Genomic DNA, 15,192 nt, shown 5'->3' on the forward strand with positions numbered 1-15,192 from the left:
TAGTTTACTCCTTTTTAAAAGGACTTGCACGAAAGGAAGATGACGATTGCGTGAAAAATGCAATCAAACTGATAGATAATTTTTAAAAAATCAGTGAAGTGATGGTCACTGAATAGGGACAATACCTGTCTTCATGGGCTTTATCTGCAATCATGATGCTGCTGATTTTAATTGGTGATAGTAATTGGGCTAACTGTTTGGATTCCTGATTTTTAAAAGGCTTGTTTGCCAGGTTAAAGTATTTTATAATAGGAAATACCTAAACACGTTTCCAAAAAAAGAAGGACAGCTATTGTTCTTTTTTTCATTTAGCTAACTCAGGCCGCTGCTGGGTAATCTTCATTTAAAGGAAGGTCTTTTTCAATGACCAAGTACAAGGAATACACTGCCAATGATGTAATGGAAATGGTCAAGGCCTACATGCCTGATGACCAGGTTGTCCAAGTGCAAGCGGCCTATGATTGGGCTAAGAATTTGCATGCCCAACAAAGGCGCCATTCGGGTGAGCCTTACATTGTTCATCCGATTCAAGTTGCTGGCATTTTGGCTGAATTAAAGATGGATGAAGCAACGATTGTTGCTGGCTTTTTGCATGATATTGTGGAAGACACCCCAGTCAGTCTGGAAGACGTGACGGAACATTTTGACCCCGTTGTCGGTCGGATTGTTGACGGCGTGACCAAAATCTCGAAAATTAAGTACCAGGATTCCAAGGTGCAACTTGCCGAAAACCATCGCAAGTTGCTTTTGGCGATGGCCAAGGATATTCGGGTTATTATCGTCAAATTAGCCGACCGGTTGCACAATATGCGCACGCTTGATGCTTTGCGCCCTGATAAGCAACGCCGGATTGCCCATGAAACCCTTTCAATTTATGCGCCCTTGGCGGATCGACTTGGAATTTCGGCCATTAAGTGGGAATTAGAAGACCTTTCCTTGGCAGTTTTGGAACCAGATGCCTACCACCAAATTGCTGGTCAAATGGACATGAAGCGTGAGGAACGGCTAAAGGCTATCCAAATTGCTGTTGATAAGATTGAAGACAGTATTCATGACCTTGGCTTGAAAAATGTTGTCGTTTATGGGCGACCAAAGCATATTTATTCCATTTACCGCAAGTTAGTTGATAAGCATAAGTCTTTTGGTGAAATTTATGACCTTTCGGCTATTCGAGTCTTAACGAATTCGATTCCCGATACCTACGCCGTTTTGGGTGCCATTCATGCACACTGGACACCAATTCCAGGACGATTTAAGGATTATATTGCCTTACCAAAGCCAAACGGCTATCAATCGTTGCATACAACGGTGATCGGTCCTTCTGGCAGACCTTTGGAAGTGCAAATCAGAACCCATGCGATGCACCAAGTCGCTGAATTCGGGGTTGCGGCCCACTGGGCCTATAAGCAACATGGTGGCACGTCTAACCAATCAGCCGACGTCAAGGATCAAAGTGAACGCGCTTTGAACGTGATTCAGGGAATTTTGGAATTGCAGGAATCGGCAACGGATGCCCAGGACTTTATGGATTCGGTCCAAGCTGACCTGTTCGTTGACCGGGTTTACGCCTTTTCACCAGCAGGCGATGTTTATGAATTGCCAAAGGGAGCTGGTCCTTTGGATATGGCCTTTGCCATCCATTCTAATTTAGGAACCAAAACGACCGGGGCCAAGGCCAACGGCCGGATTGTGCCACTGGATTATAAGATTCAAAATGGCGATATTATGGAAATTTTGACCGGCCCCAATGCGAGTCCCTCCAGAGACTGGTTGGATTTGGTTTCAACGCGTAAGGCTCGACACAAGATTAAGCATTTCTTGAAGTCTCAAGACCGGGCCGATAACATCGAAAACGGTCTGGAAGCTATCTCGCGTGCACTCTTTGAAATGCATTTTAACCCGGTTGAATTCCTCACGGATGAACAAATTACTGCCGTTGCGGAAGCCATGCAGGCCGGCACTCGCGAGGATTTGTTAGCCGCTGTTGGCTATGGTGATATTTCAAGATTAGCGGTTGCCAAGGAATTAACCCGCCAGGTTCGGGAAGAGCGTGAGGCGGCGGATGCCGAAGAGTTGCAAAAAAGCTTGCTGGAAGATGGCCAGGCCATTAAGAAGGAGCCTCAGGTACCGAAGCAAAAAAGCCGTGACCGCGATAAGCAGTCTGACGTTGTGATTGCTGGAGTTGATAACTTGTTGGTTCGTTTGTCTGGTTGTTGTACCCCTGTGCCGGGTGATCCCGTGATGGGCTATATTTCTCAAGGACGAGGCATTGCTGTTCACCGTTTTGATTGCCCAAATATCCACGCAGCCCAACAAAAGGGCCAGCGATTGGTGGATGTGATTTGGGCGGATGTCAACGGTCAACGACCAGATTACACCGCTGATTTAACCATCCATGCCGAAAATGAACCAGGTATTTTGAATGCTATTTTGCGGTCATTAAACGCTAAGACTCGCTTTATCAAGGAAATTAACGGCCATGTCACCAAAGGTGGTATGGTCCAGGTTCAAGCTTCAATTGGGGTAGCTAACTTAGCCCAATTGAATGGCATTATTGATGCCTTGTTGGCGGATCACTCGGTTTATGATGTAAAGCGGACAATTCATTGAAGTGCTGCTGATTGTCATGGCTGGTTGGCCAGACCCCTTGTTCTCGGTTAACCATGCCTGCAAGTCAGCTATTTACAAATCAGATAATGAGACGTTAAAAGGACGTCCTGTCAGTGTTGGTGCACTGGGCAGGGCGTCCTTTTTAGTTGCTTTGGTCAAGCTGATTTTTTAATGGGCCTTCAACCAGTAGACAAGGCCGAAGGGAATCGTTGATTCGGTTCCCGTAAAGATGCGACCGATATTTTTACGGTGCCGGTAAAAGACAAAAATCGTCAAGGTAATGGCAACAATCGATAAAATCCAGTCGTGATAGTAAAAGACTGACATGCAAGTGGCGAAAGTAAAGCCAACCATTGAGGCCATCGAAACCATGGAGAAGAGAATCAGGCATAGAATAAAGGTGGCACAAACCATCAAAAAGAGTGGGGTATTATAGACGGATAAGACACCGGCCGAAACTGCCACGGCCTTGCCCCCCTTGAAGCCAATCCAAATTGAGAAGGTGTGTCCCAAAATAGCAAAGAGGCCGACAAGCATCACGTTGACATGGTGCCAACCGAAGAGTGCTGGCAAAGAGGCGGCCAAAGAGCCCTTGAGAATATCCAAGCAAAGAACAATCGTTCCCGGAACAGGGCCCAAAATGCGAAAGGCATTGGTGGTCCCAATGTTACCAGAGCCCTCGGTCCGGATGTCCTTATGATAAAAGACCTTACCTAACCAGTATCCTGGGACCATTGACCCTAAGAGATAGGCCAAGCCCAGGATGAAAGCGATTTTTAACATAGTTTTTAAAACTCCTTTTTTCTAAAAAGAAACAGCACGGTACATTTTACCATAGGATTTTATTTTCCCTGGTTAAATTTTTCTGAGAAGCCCTGATGAAAGAGGGCGGATTGGCCGCTAACTGATTTGACGACTTAGAACTTTTCTTTTTCCCTATTGTCAGTTTGTAAATTTTAATCTATGATAATTATTGATTGTCTAAGATAGTAGCACCACTTGTTTTAACTAACAAGAGCGCGTTATCCTAGACGAAATGACGAGAAGGAAGAAGACCGTGGCAAAGCAAACACACTACGACTCAGATTCAATTAAAATTTTAGAAGGATTGGAGGCGGTCCGAAAACGCCCCGGTATGTATATCGGATCGACTGATGGACGTGGACTCCACCATTTAGTTTATGAAATTGTCGACAATGCCGTTGATGAAGCCTTAGGAGACTTCGGTAATGATATTGCGGTAACCATTGAAGAAAATAATGCCATTACTGTTCGCGATTTTGGTCGTGGTATGCCGGTGGGGATGCACTCTTCTGGAAAACCAACGCCTGAAGTCATTTTGACGGTCCTCCATGCCGGTGGGAAGTTTGGCCAGGGTGGTTATGCCACTTCTGGTGGTCTGCACGGTGTTGGTTCATCCGTTGTCAACGCCTTGTCGGAACACCTGAAGGTGACAATCGTTCGCGATGGTCACCGCTTTGAAGAAACTTTCGAAAATGGGGGCCACCCAGTTGGCACTCTGATTGATTTAGGTCCAACCAAGGATCATACCGGGACAACGGTCACGTTTAAACCGGATGCAAGCATTTTTTCAACCACTGTCTTTAAGTTTGATACTTTGGCTGAACGCTTACGCGAGTCGGCCTTTTTGATGTCAGGGGTCAAGTTTACCTTGACGGATAAGCGGGTTACCCCCGTTCGTGAAGAGGTTTACCACTATGACCACGGTCTACAATCCTTTGTTCAATTCTTGAATGAGGAAAAAGAGGGCTTGGGCCCAGTGATGACCTTTGAGGGAATGGCCGACGGCATTTTGGTTGACGTTGCCGCCCAATACAACGACGGCTACTCCGAGACCTTGCTATCCTTTGTTAACAACGTCCGGACACAAGACGGTGGTACTCACGAAGTTGGTTTCCGCTCGGCATGGACAAAGGCCTTTAATGAATACGCTCGACGAGTTAACCTCTTAAAGGAAAAGGATAAGAACCTTGAAGGGTCAGACGTTCGAGAAGGATTGTCGGCCGTCATTTCTTTGCGTGTCCCAGAAGAAATTTTGCAATTCGAAGGACAGACAAAGGATAAATTAGGAACGACCGAGGCCCGTGCGGCTGTGGATGGGGTTGTTAATGAAACTTTGTCTCGCTTCTTGCTAGAAAACGGTGACTTTGGTCAAAAGATTGTCCGTAAGGCACTTCGCGCTCGTGAAGCCCGTGAGGCTGCCCGTAAGGCCCGTGAGGAATCCCGAACTGGCAAGTCAAAGGGCAAGCGTGACCGCTTGTTGTCTGGAAAGTTAGCGCCAGCCCAGTCGAAGAACGCCGATAAGAATGAATTGTTCTTGGTCGAGGGTGATTCAGCCGGCGGTTCCGCTAAGCAGGGCCGAGACCGGAAGTTCCAGGCAATTTTGCCGTTGCGTGGGAAGGTCTTAAATACCCAAAAGGCAAAATTAGCGGACATCCTAAAAAATGAGGAGCTTTCGACGCTGATTTACGCTATTGGTGGCGGGGTTGGTCCTGATTTTAATATTAAAAATGCGGCCTTTGATAAGATCATTATCATGACCGATGCCGATGATGATGGGGCCCACATTCAAACCCTGTTGTTGACTTTCTTTTATAAGTACATGCGGCCATTGATTGAAGCCGGTCGTGTCTACATTGCTTTACCACCACTTTACCGGGTGAAGTACCGTGGCAAGAAGGAAGATTCTTTTGCGTGGACAAATGATGAACTAGCAACGATTACGTCAGCGGCTAAGGTGAAGTACGAATTAACGCGTTTTAAGGGCTTGGGCGAGATGAATGCGCCACTTCTTTGGGAAACCACGATGGACCCTGAATCGCGGACGCTGATTCGGGTTAAGATTGATGATGCCGTTTTGGCCGAAAAGCGGGTAACAACGTTGATGGGTGATAAGGTTGATCCTCGCCGTCAGTGGATTGAAAACAACGTTCAGTTTACCCTGGAGGAAGACGGTTCGATTTTGGATAACGTTGCCGGGGGTGACGAAGCCAATGCCCAGGTCTTTGAACAGGCGATGGCTGGTCACAATGTCGATGATGACGACGACCAAGAGGCCCAGGTGATCGTTGCTAAGGGAAAATCAGCTAAGCAAAAGGCGGATGACCCAGCAGGCAAAGCTTCAGACCACGTTGAGAACTTAGACTTGTTTTAATAATTAATTTAGAAAGGTGGGGATTGTCAGTATGGCAGACCGCATTACTGAGCTTTCATTGGAAGCCGTGATGGGTGAGCGCTTTGGTCGATATTCAAAATATATCATCCAAGAACGTGCCCTTCCGGATATCCGTGATGGTCTCAAGCCGGTTCAGCGGCGGATTTTGTACGCCATGGACCAGGATTCAAATACCTATGACCACCCATATCGTAAGTCGGCTAAATCAGTCGGAAACGTGATGGGAAACTTCCACCCCCACGGGGATTCCTCAATTTATGAGGCCATGGTTCGCTTGTCCCAGGATTGGAAGGTCCGCGAACCATTAATTGATATGAACGGGAACAACGGGTCAATTGATAACGACCCGGCCGCTGCGATGCGGTATACCGAGTCGCGGTTGACGAAGTTATCCGGGGAAATCTTAAAGGACTTAGCCCAGGATACGGTTGAAATGGTCTTGAATTTCGATGATACGACCTACGAACCAACGGTGCTCCCATCTCGCGTACCAAACCTCTTTGTTAACGGGGCAACCGGGATTTCAGCTGGTTATGCCACTGATATTCCGCCCCATAACTTAAAGGAAATTAACCAAGCGTTGGTTTATCTGCTTGACCATCCCGATGCACCGTTGTCAGCCTTGATGAAGTACGTCAAGGGACCTGATTTTCCAACGGGTGGCATCATTCAGGGAATCGATGGTATTAAGCAGGCCTACAAGACCGGTCGCGGCCGGGTTGTTGTCCGTGCGAAGACGACGGTTTCTGATCTGAAGAGCGGCAAGAAAAAGATTGAAGTGACGGAGTTGCCATACGAGGTCGTGAAATCAAACTTGGTTGCTAAGATTGATGCGATTCGGGCCAACAAAGAAGTTGCCGGCATTATTGAAGTTCGTGACGAATCCGACCGTGAGGGAATGTCGATTGTGATTGAATTGGCCAAGGATGCCTCGGCCGATGGGATTTTGACTTACCTCTTTAAGAAGACGGATTTGCAGATTTCATACAATTTCAACATGGTGGCCATCCATGACCAACGTCCTGTTTTGGTTACCTTGAAGGACGGTTTGACCGCCTTCTTGGACTTCCGTAAGGAAGTTGTTCGCAAGCGGTCAGCTTATGACTTAAAGAAGGCGAAAGCTCGCCAACACATCGTTGAGGGGCTGATTCGGATGTTGTCCATCCTTGATGAAGTGGTGGCAACGATTCGTTCCTCAAAGAACCGCAAGGATGCAACGGAGAACTTGGTGAAGGAATATCAATTCACTAAGGAACAGGCCGAAGCCATCGTGGCTTTGCAGCTGTACCGGTTGACCAATACCGATGTGACGCAGCTGGAAGAGGAACACAAGGCATTAGCTGAAAAGATTGCCATGCTCGAGAAAATTCTGAATGAAGAGGAAGCCCTTCATGATGTGATTCGGACCGAATTGAAGGCCATCACGAAGGAATATGCGAGCCCACGCTTGACGGAAATCGAAGAAGAAATCCAATCGTTGGTAATCGACACGGCAGTGACGGTACCAGACGAAGATGTTCGTATCTTGGTTTCAAAGAATGGTTATGCCAAGCGGTCATCATTGCGCTCTTACAAGGCCTCTGCTGCCGAAAACGGCTTAGCTGAGGATGATGCCGTTGTCTTGAATCAAACGGCGAACACGACCCAGCATTTGCTGATGTTTACAAATCTTGGGAACCTGATTTACCGGCCAATTTATGAGTTGGCGGAGTACAAGTGGAAGGAACCAGGGGAACACTTCTCGCAGGCGCTCTCGAACTGGGATAGCCAGGAAAGTATTATTCAGGCTTACGTGGTTGCCGAAACCGACAGCAACCAGGCCTTCCTGCTCGCTTCCAATGATGGCTTTATCAAGCAAAGTTTGCTCAAGGACATTGTGCCAAAGTCCTACAAAAAGAAATCAGCAATCGTGATGAAGCTCAAGACAGAGGATTCACGGGTGGTCACGGCAACGCTGGTAACTAAGCAGGAAGAAGTTTTGGTTTTGGCGAAGACTGGTTTGGCCTTGCGCTTCGAATTGGCTGATGTGCTAGTTGTTGGTGCGCGGACTGCTGGCGTGAAGGCGATTAAGCTGACCGAGGGCGATACCGTGGTTGCGGTATTAGCTTTGGCACCAAGTGCTAAGTTCCTGGCCTTGGTGACTAACCAAGGAACCTTTAAGTACAGCTTGTTAGAGGACATTACACTTGGTCACCGAGCCAACAAGGGCTTGCAAGTCCTTAGTCCACGAAAGACCGTTTCCTATGAGATTGCTGCCGCGACAGCCGTTGACCCTGATCAGGGTGCTTTGCGGATTGAAACGGACCACTTAAAGGACTTTGATATCCAGTTGGCCGACCATTCATTAGCAAGCCGGACAAGCAACGGCCAGGCACTATTGGATGTGAAGAGCGATGGGCAAGCAACGGCCATTTTCCCGTTGAATTTAACGGAAAATGACTAGGCAAAGTAGACCCATTCGGGTTACAATCTAAGTATTGACAGTTGCCAAAAAAATTGGCACTAGAGGAGTGAAAAGACATGGCGAAGATTCAAGTTTTTGGACACAAGAACCCAGATAGTGACACCGTTGCTTCTGCAATGGGTGCCGCTGATTTGTTGGCACAACAAGGTTTGGAAACCCAAGCCGTTGCGCAAGGAAAGCCAAACGCCGAAACGCAATTTGCGTTGGATCACTTTGGCTTAGAAGCCTTGCCAATTATTGACAAGGCCGAAACAGCAGAAGTTGTTTTGGTTGACCACAACGAAGCCGCACAGTCAGTTGATAATTTGGCTGATGTCCAAGTTTATGGCATCTACGATCACCACAAGTTTGCTTTTGAAAATGCAACCCCTTTGTATATCACGGCGAAGCCATGGGGTTCTGTCTCAACAATTTTGTACTATGAATACTTGCAAGCTGGTTTGACAATTCCTGCTAAGGTCGCAGGAATGTTGGCTTCTGGTTTGATTTCAGATACTTTGTTGTTGAAGAGCCCAACGACAACGGATGTTGACCGTAAGGCCTTGCCTGAACTAGCTAAAATTGCTGGTATCGAAGACTTGGATGGCTATGGTTTGGCCATGTTGAAGGCCGGAACTGATTTGTCAACGCGGACAGATGAAGAATTGTTGGCAGGGGATGCTAAGTCCTTTACCATGGGTTCACACGAATTCCGGATTGGCCAAGTGAACACGGTTGATATTGATGATGTTTTGGCTCGTAAGGAAGGCTTGGAAAAGGCAATCAAGGCCGCTGGTTATGAGGACTTCTTGTTTGTGATTACAGACATTTTGAACTCAAACTCAAAGGGTCTTTATATTGGCGATGCCCCAGAAGCAATCGAAGCTGCCTTTGGTGCCAAGCTTGAAAATGATGTGATTGACTTGCCAGGGGTTGTTTCCCGGAAGAAGCAAGTGGTCCCACCATTGCAGGGTCAATTCTAAGCTCAGAATTATTTCGATAAATCTGAGAAATGGGCTTTACAGCCGTCTAAAATCTATGTATAATATTATTTTGTATTGACAAGCAAATAATTTTTATAAAAAAATCTAACATTCGAGGAGCAGGGAATATGCGTATTCATGTCGTATTAGGCAATGATGAAACTGGAGAGCGTATTTACTTGACGTCAAAGAACCGTCGTAATACGCCTGACCGTTTGGAGTTGAAGAAGTACTCACCAAAACTTCGTAAAGTGGTAACATTCAAGGAGATCAAGTAATGGCTAAGAAATCAAAGATTGCAAAGGCAAAGCAACGTGAAGCTTTGGTAGCAAAGTACGCTGACAAGCGTGCCGCTTTGAAGGCTGCTGGTGATTACATCGGATTGGCAGCTTTGCCAAAGGATTCATCACCTGTTCGTCTTCACAACCGTGACCAAATCGATGGTCGCCCACACGGTTACATGCGTGAATTTGGTATGTCACGTTTGAACTTCCGTCAATTAGCACACAAGGGCCAGATTCCTGGTGTTCGTAAGGCTTCTTGGTAAGAATTTAATACCTTTTAAACCACAGCCTTGCTGTGGTTTTTTTGTGCCTGCCTTGCTTTTTCTAGTAAAATCAGCTATGATAAAAGTAAGTTAATTTACATAGAGGTTGTAAATGAGCGGGTCAGGGGGATTTGACCGGCTCATTTTTTATGGCAGAAAACCAAAAAGGAGTTTGGATGGCACAGGCAAAGAATCAAGCCTTGCTTGAGATTTTAAATCCAATCATTGAAAAACAGGGGCTTTTGCTCTGGGATTTAAACATCAAGAAAGTTGGTGGACAGAAAACAGTCGAAGTGTTAGTTGATTTACCAGACCACCAAAACATTTCCATGGCGCAGATTACTGAGTTTACTCAGTTGGTCAATGAGGCCTTGGATGATGCAGCAGTTGATCCGGTTCCAGGTGAGTATATGTTAGACATTGCTTCTCCTGGGATGGACCGTAGCCTGGCCGAACCTTGGCACTTTGCCTGGGCGAAGGCTGGCGATTTGGCAGTGACCGTTGCTTTATTTGCGGCCAAGGATGGTCAAAAGCAATGGACCGGTCAAATCACTGATTTAAATGAAAACGGTTTGTCACTACAAAGTGATCAAGAGCAGTTGGATGTTACCTTTGATGAAATTGCCAAAGCCATTGTGGCCGTTCAATTTTAAACTAATTGAAAGTGGAGAAAGCAAATGAGTAAAGAATTAGTACAAGCCTTAGATGCCTTAGAGCAAGAACGTGGAATTGACCGCGAAGTTGTTGTAGAAGCTTTGGAAAATGCTTTGAAGGCCGCTTATAAGAAGCAGTACAACGCGGCTCAAAATGTTGAAGCAACTTTTGATGATAAGAAGGGTCAAATGACCATTAAGCAGGTCAAGCTGGTTGTCTTGGATGATGACTTGGTTGACCCTGATACTGAAATTCCTTTGACGGAAGCCTTGGAAATTAACAAGGCCTACGAACCGGGTGACGAAATTCGTTTCGATGTCACACCAAAGGATTTCGGTCGGATGGCTGCGCAGGCAGCTAAGCAGGTGATCGTGCAGAAGATGCGCGAAGCAACTCGTCAAGCAATCTATGACAAGTATCAAGATTACCAAGATGAAATCATCACTGGTGAAGTTGAACGTCAGGACAACCGCTTCTTGTACGTGATGTTGCCAGGCAAGCAGGAAGCTGTGATGACACAGGGCGACCAAATGCCAAATGAAACCTACCGCATGCGCGATCGCATCAAGGTTTTGGTGAACAAGGTTGACAATTCCTTGAAGGGACCACAAATCTTTGTTTCACGGACGGCACCTGATTTGGTCAAGCGTTTGTTTGAACAAGAAGTGCCAGAAGTTTACGATGGTACAGTGGAAATTGTTTCCATCGCCCGTGAAGCTGGTGATCGGTCAAAGATTGCGGTTTACACGCACGATGCTGATTTGGACCCCGTTGGTGCCTTAGTTGGACAACGTGGTGCCCGTGTTCAAGCTGTTGTGACGGAATTGGGCGGCGAGCATATGGATATCGTGGAATGGGTGGAAGATGAAGCCCAGTACATCGCCAATGCATTGAACCCAGCCGAAGTAACGGACGTGATTTTTGATGCCAATAACGAGCAATCTGTCACTGTGATTGTACCGGACGACCAATTGTCATTGGCAATTGGTAAGAAGGGCCAAAACGCCCGTTTGGCAGCCCGTTTGACCGGTTTTAAGATTGATATCAAGGCCGAAAGCGAAGCCCGCGACTTAGCGGTTGAAAAGGCTGAAGCAAACGAAACGGCTGATACTGCTGACCAAGTAGTGATTGAGGAAGCTCAGGCACCTGTTGAACTAGCAGATGATAACCAAGCAGCAACAGACCAAGAAGACTAAGTATTAGAGGAGGTTCTTTCATGAAAACACGGAAGGTTCCCTTAAGAAAAGATATCGTGACTGGCGAAATGTTTGCCAAAAAGGACCTGGTCCGGGTCGTTAAAAATAAGGAAGGGGAGGTCTTCTTAGATCCCTCTGGTAAACAAAACGGTCGCGGTGCCTATATTTCCTTAAACCGTGAGGTTGCCAAGGAAGCAAAGGAAAAGCGCGTCTTTGAAAAGGCCTTTTCAATGCCAATTGATCCGGCTTTTTATGAAGAACTCTTTGCTTATGTTGACCATCAGCAAGCCCGAAAAGAGTTATTTGAAAATGAAAAGTGAAGAAGAACAAATCTTACACTTACTTGGTTTGGCGCGCATGTCTAAAAGCCTCGTTTACGGGACCAACGACACGCTAACTGCTATTCAAGGTCAAAAGGCGAAAGTTGCCTTTTTCCCAAAAGATGGTGGTGCCAGCCAGCAAAAGAAATTTCGGGACAAAACCAGCTTTTATCAGGTGACCTTGGTTGAAGATTTTACCAAGGATGAATTGAGTCAAGCAATTGGCTTAAATCGGTCGATTATGGCCATCATCAATAATGGCTTTGCGAAAAAAATCAAACAATTACTCGAAGAAAAGGAGCGGAATTAATGGCAGAAGAAAAAAAGTTTTCAGGTTCCAACCGGCCGACCCGCAAACAGGCAGTACCAGAAAGAAAAGAATTGCCTGCTTCTCAGCGTCGACACGCCGCTAAATTATCAGATGAAGCCAAGCCACAAAATTCAAACCGGCCTCGTCCAAAGACACAAGAAGGTGGTCAACAAAACCGCCGCAACAACAATAACAACCGCCCAGGTAACGGCCAACGGGGTCAAGGCGGTAACCGTCGACACAATAACAACAATCGGAGTAACAATGCCGGTCGACCAATGATTCGTGAAAAGAAGTCATGGTCAACAAAGCCACGGGAAGGGCAGATTAACTATTCTGCTCAAAAAGATGACAGTTTGAAGGAATACGTTTCTGAAAACAAGAAGGCCCAAGAAGCAAAGCAACAGGCCAAGAAGAAGCCAGCTGCTAAGAAGCCGGCCGAAGCAAAGAAGCCTGCAGCAGCCGCTGCTAAGCCAGCTGCTTCAGGGGTTAAGACAGAAGCTAATTCTGGTCAAGGTCGCTTTGGTGGCTCACTTGCTTCAGGCAACAATTCTGCTCGGAATAACACTCGCAAGCGCAATACCAACGGTACTGGTCAGCAAACACCACGCCGTAACGACAAGCCACACGGCTCAAAGAAGGCTCGTCGCATTGCAGCTAAGCAAGCGCCAAAGAAGCCAGTGACGGTTCGTAAGGAACAGCCATTGCCAGAAGTTTTGGAATACAAGGTCGGCATGAACGTGCAGGACTTGGCTAAGCTTTTGCACCGTGATGCCACTGAAATCATTAAGAAGTTGTTCTTACTTGGTGTTGTGACCAACCAAAACCAGTCATTGGATGAAGATACCATTGAGGTTTTGGCAGCTGATTATGGTATTGAAGCAAAGCAAAAAGAAGAAGAAGATGTGGCCGATATCGACCGCTTCTTCGATGATGAAACGATTAACGAAGAGGCCTTGGAACCACGTGCCCCTGTTGTGACCATCATGGGACACGTCGACCACGGTAAGACAACGCTGTTGGATTACTTGCGTAAGACGAACGTGACCGCTGGCGAAGCTGGTGGAATCACACAGCATATCGGTGCCTACCAAGCACGCTTGAACGATAAGTTGATTACTTTCTTGGATACTCCTGGTCACGCGGCCTTTACGGAAATGCGTGCCCGTGGTGCCAACGTGACGGATATCACGGTTTTGGTTGTTGCTGCCGATGATGGTGTGCAGCCACAGACAATCGAAGCGATTAACCATGCTAAGGCCGCTGGTACGCCAGTAATCGTTGCTGTTAACAAGATTGATAAGGAAGGGGCTAACCCTGAACAAGTCATGAACGAGTTGATGGCCCATGATTTGGTTCCTGAAGAATATGGTGGTGACACGATCTTCGTTCAAATTTCAGCTAAGTTTGGAAAGAACGTTGACCAGTTGCTGGAAATGATTTTGTTGGAAGCTGACGTTCTGGAATTGAAGGCTGACCCAACACAACCTGCTCGTGGTTCTGTTATCGAAGCTCGTTTGGATAAGGGTCGCGGTCCTGTTTCAACTGTTTTGATTCAACAGGGAACGCTCCATGTTGGTGATCCAATCGTTGTTGGAAACACTTATGGTCGTGTCCGGACGATGACCAACGAAAAGGGACAAGACATCGATGCAGCTAAGCCAGCTACACCTGTTCAAATCACTGGTTTGAACGAAGTGCCTTTGGCTGGTGACCGCTTTATCGTCATGGCAGACGAAAAGACTGCTCGTGCAGCTGGTGAAGAACGTGCAAAGCGTGCTCGTGAAGAAGTTCGTAACGCCGGTTCTGTTGTCACATTGGATACTTTGTTCAACACGATGGCTGAAAAGGCCATGAAGACAGTGCCAGTTATTGTCAAGGCCGATGTTCAGGGTTCTGTTGAAGCTTTGACTGGTTCGTTGAAGAAGATTGAAGTTGATGGCGTTCGAGTTGATGTTGTTCACTCTGCTGTTGGTGCCATTAACGAATCCGATGTTTCTTTGGCGGAAGCTTCTGGTGCGATTATCTTAGGATTCAACGTTCGCCCAACACCATTTGCAAAGTCACAAGCGAATAACGACAAGATTGACATGCGTTTCTACTCAGTCATCTATGACGCGATTGACGATGTGACGGCCGCAATGAAGGGTCAACTTGAACCCGTTTATGAAGAAAAGGTTATTGGCCAAATCGTTGTTAAGGAACTCTTCAAGTTCTCTAAGGTTGGAACCATTGCTGGTGCCAGCGTTGAAGAAGGTAAGATTACCAAGGATTCAAAGGTTCGTATTATCCGCAATGGTACGGTCATTTATGATGGTCAATTAGCTTCCTTGCAACGTGGTAAGGATGCGGTTAACGAAGTGAAGTTCGGCTACGAATTTGGTTTCACCGTTAACAAGTTCAACGATATTCAACCAGGTGATGCAGTCGAAGCTTACATCATGGAAGAAGTAAAGCCTAAGTAAGCTTTACTGATGGGAGGTCTTGATGGCAAATGCACAACGCGCTGGGCGTTTGGCCCAGGAAATTCAAAAAGACGTGACTGACCTGATTTTAAAGCGAGTGAATGATCCGCGAGTTCAGGACGTAACGGTGACTTCTGTGGAAGTTTCCGGTGACCTGCAAATCGCTACGATTTACTACTCGATTTTGTCAGACTATGCTTCTGACCGAAAGAAGGCTCAAGCCGGCTTAGAAGCCGCTTCAGGCTTGATTCGTCGCGAATTAGGGGCACGGTTAACAGTTTATAAGATTCCGGAATTGCATTTCGTCTTGGATAATTCAATTCAGTATGGTGACCATATTGAAGAATTGATTCGCGGTTTGCACAAGAAGGATTAAGGTCAAGGCAACTTGACTGAAAAAGGGACTTGCGATGAGCAGGTCCCTTTTTGTTTCCTTTGAGAAATCAGCTGCTACCGGGCGCCCAGGCA

Annotated in this window: 13 protein-coding genes; 12 read left to right on the top strand and 1 reads right to left on the bottom strand. The window is 46.6% G+C overall.

From position 1 onward, the window contains the following. Positions 1-363: 363 nt before the first annotated feature. The gene (locus FEFB_RS03295; RefSeq protein ID WP_047974828.1) at positions 364-2,610 is read left to right on the top strand and encodes a bifunctional (p)ppGpp synthetase/guanosine-3',5'-bis(diphosphate) 3'-pyrophosphohydrolase; all 2,247 of its coding nucleotides are present in this window, start codon (positions 364-366) and stop codon (positions 2,608-2,610) included. A gap of 168 nt (positions 2,611-2,778) precedes the next feature. Here the strand turns inward: FEFB_RS03295 and plsY are convergent, their stop codons facing one another. Further along, positions 2,779-3,393: a glycerol-3-phosphate 1-O-acyltransferase PlsY gene (gene plsY, locus FEFB_RS03300; protein ID WP_047974829.1), complete on the bottom strand. Its 615-nt coding sequence runs from the start codon at positions 3,391-3,393 to the stop codon at positions 2,779-2,781. A gap of 274 nt (positions 3,394-3,667) precedes the next feature. On the opposite strand from plsY, the gene parE reads away from it, so the two are divergent. The 11 genes from parE (at position 3,668) to rbfA (ending at position 15,100) form a co-directional block, all read left to right on the top strand. Continuing rightward, entirely contained in the window at positions 3,668-5,785 is a 2,118-nt protein-coding gene (parE, locus tag FEFB_RS03305) for a DNA topoisomerase IV subunit B (RefSeq protein ID WP_304413443.1), read from the top strand. A 31-nt stretch (positions 5,786-5,816) separates the two neighbouring features. Beyond that, positions 5,817-8,249 carry a DNA topoisomerase IV subunit A gene (gene parC / locus FEFB_RS03310; protein WP_047974830.1) on the top strand — a complete coding sequence of 811 codons (2,433 nt, stop codon included), beginning with the start codon at positions 5,817-5,819 and terminating at the stop codon, positions 8,247-8,249. 77 nt (positions 8,250-8,326) lie between these two features. Next, positions 8,327-9,232: a manganese-dependent inorganic pyrophosphatase gene (locus FEFB_RS03315; protein ID WP_047974831.1), complete on the top strand. Its 906-nt coding sequence runs from the start codon at positions 8,327-8,329 to the stop codon at positions 9,230-9,232. 128 nt (positions 9,233-9,360) lie between these two features. Continuing rightward, the gene (gene rpmG, locus FEFB_RS03320) at positions 9,361-9,510 is read left to right on the top strand and encodes a 50S ribosomal protein L33 (RefSeq protein ID WP_002815032.1); all 150 of its coding nucleotides are present in this window, start codon (positions 9,361-9,363) and stop codon (positions 9,508-9,510) included. After that, positions 9,510-9,779, top strand: a complete 270-nt coding sequence (gene rpsN / locus FEFB_RS03325) for a 30S ribosomal protein S14 (RefSeq protein WP_047974832.1) — start codon at positions 9,510-9,512, stop codon at positions 9,777-9,779. The genes rpmG and rpsN overlap by 1 nt, the downstream gene beginning before the upstream one ends. Before the next feature lie 176 nt (positions 9,780-9,955). Beyond that, positions 9,956-10,432: a ribosome maturation factor RimP gene (gene rimP / locus FEFB_RS03330; RefSeq protein WP_047974851.1), complete on the top strand. Its 477-nt coding sequence runs from the start codon at positions 9,956-9,958 to the stop codon at positions 10,430-10,432. 24 nt (positions 10,433-10,456) lie between these two features. After that, a complete protein-coding gene (gene nusA, locus FEFB_RS03335; RefSeq protein WP_047974833.1) occupies positions 10,457-11,629 on the top strand; it encodes a transcription termination factor NusA in 1,173 nt (390 codons plus the stop codon). A 20-nt stretch (positions 11,630-11,649) separates the two neighbouring features. Then, positions 11,650-11,949 (top strand): RNase P modulator RnpM, encoded by a 300-nt coding sequence (gene rnpM, locus FEFB_RS03340; protein ID WP_047974834.1) that lies wholly within the window; start codon positions 11,650-11,652, stop codon positions 11,947-11,949. After that, positions 11,939-12,259 carry a ribosomal L7Ae/L30e/S12e/Gadd45 family protein gene (locus FEFB_RS03345; RefSeq protein ID WP_047974835.1) on the top strand — a complete coding sequence of 107 codons (321 nt, stop codon included), beginning with the start codon at positions 11,939-11,941 and terminating at the stop codon, positions 12,257-12,259. The genes rnpM and FEFB_RS03345 overlap by 11 nt, the downstream gene beginning before the upstream one ends. Continuing rightward, positions 12,259-14,724, top strand: coding sequence for a translation initiation factor IF-2 (gene infB / locus FEFB_RS03350; protein WP_047974836.1), 2,466 nt, complete (start codon positions 12,259-12,261; stop codon positions 14,722-14,724). The genes FEFB_RS03345 and infB overlap by 1 nt, the downstream gene beginning before the upstream one ends. Positions 14,725-14,746: 22 nt before the next feature. After that, positions 14,747-15,100 carry a 30S ribosome-binding factor RbfA gene (gene rbfA, locus FEFB_RS03355; protein ID WP_047974837.1) on the top strand — a complete coding sequence of 118 codons (354 nt, stop codon included), beginning with the start codon at positions 14,747-14,749 and terminating at the stop codon, positions 15,098-15,100. Positions 15,101-15,192 lie beyond the last annotated feature (92 nt).

The organism is Fructobacillus sp. EFB-N1 (assembly GCF_001038455.1).
Lineage (GTDB): Bacteria > Bacillota > Bacilli > Lactobacillales > Lactobacillaceae > Fructobacillus > Fructobacillus cardui.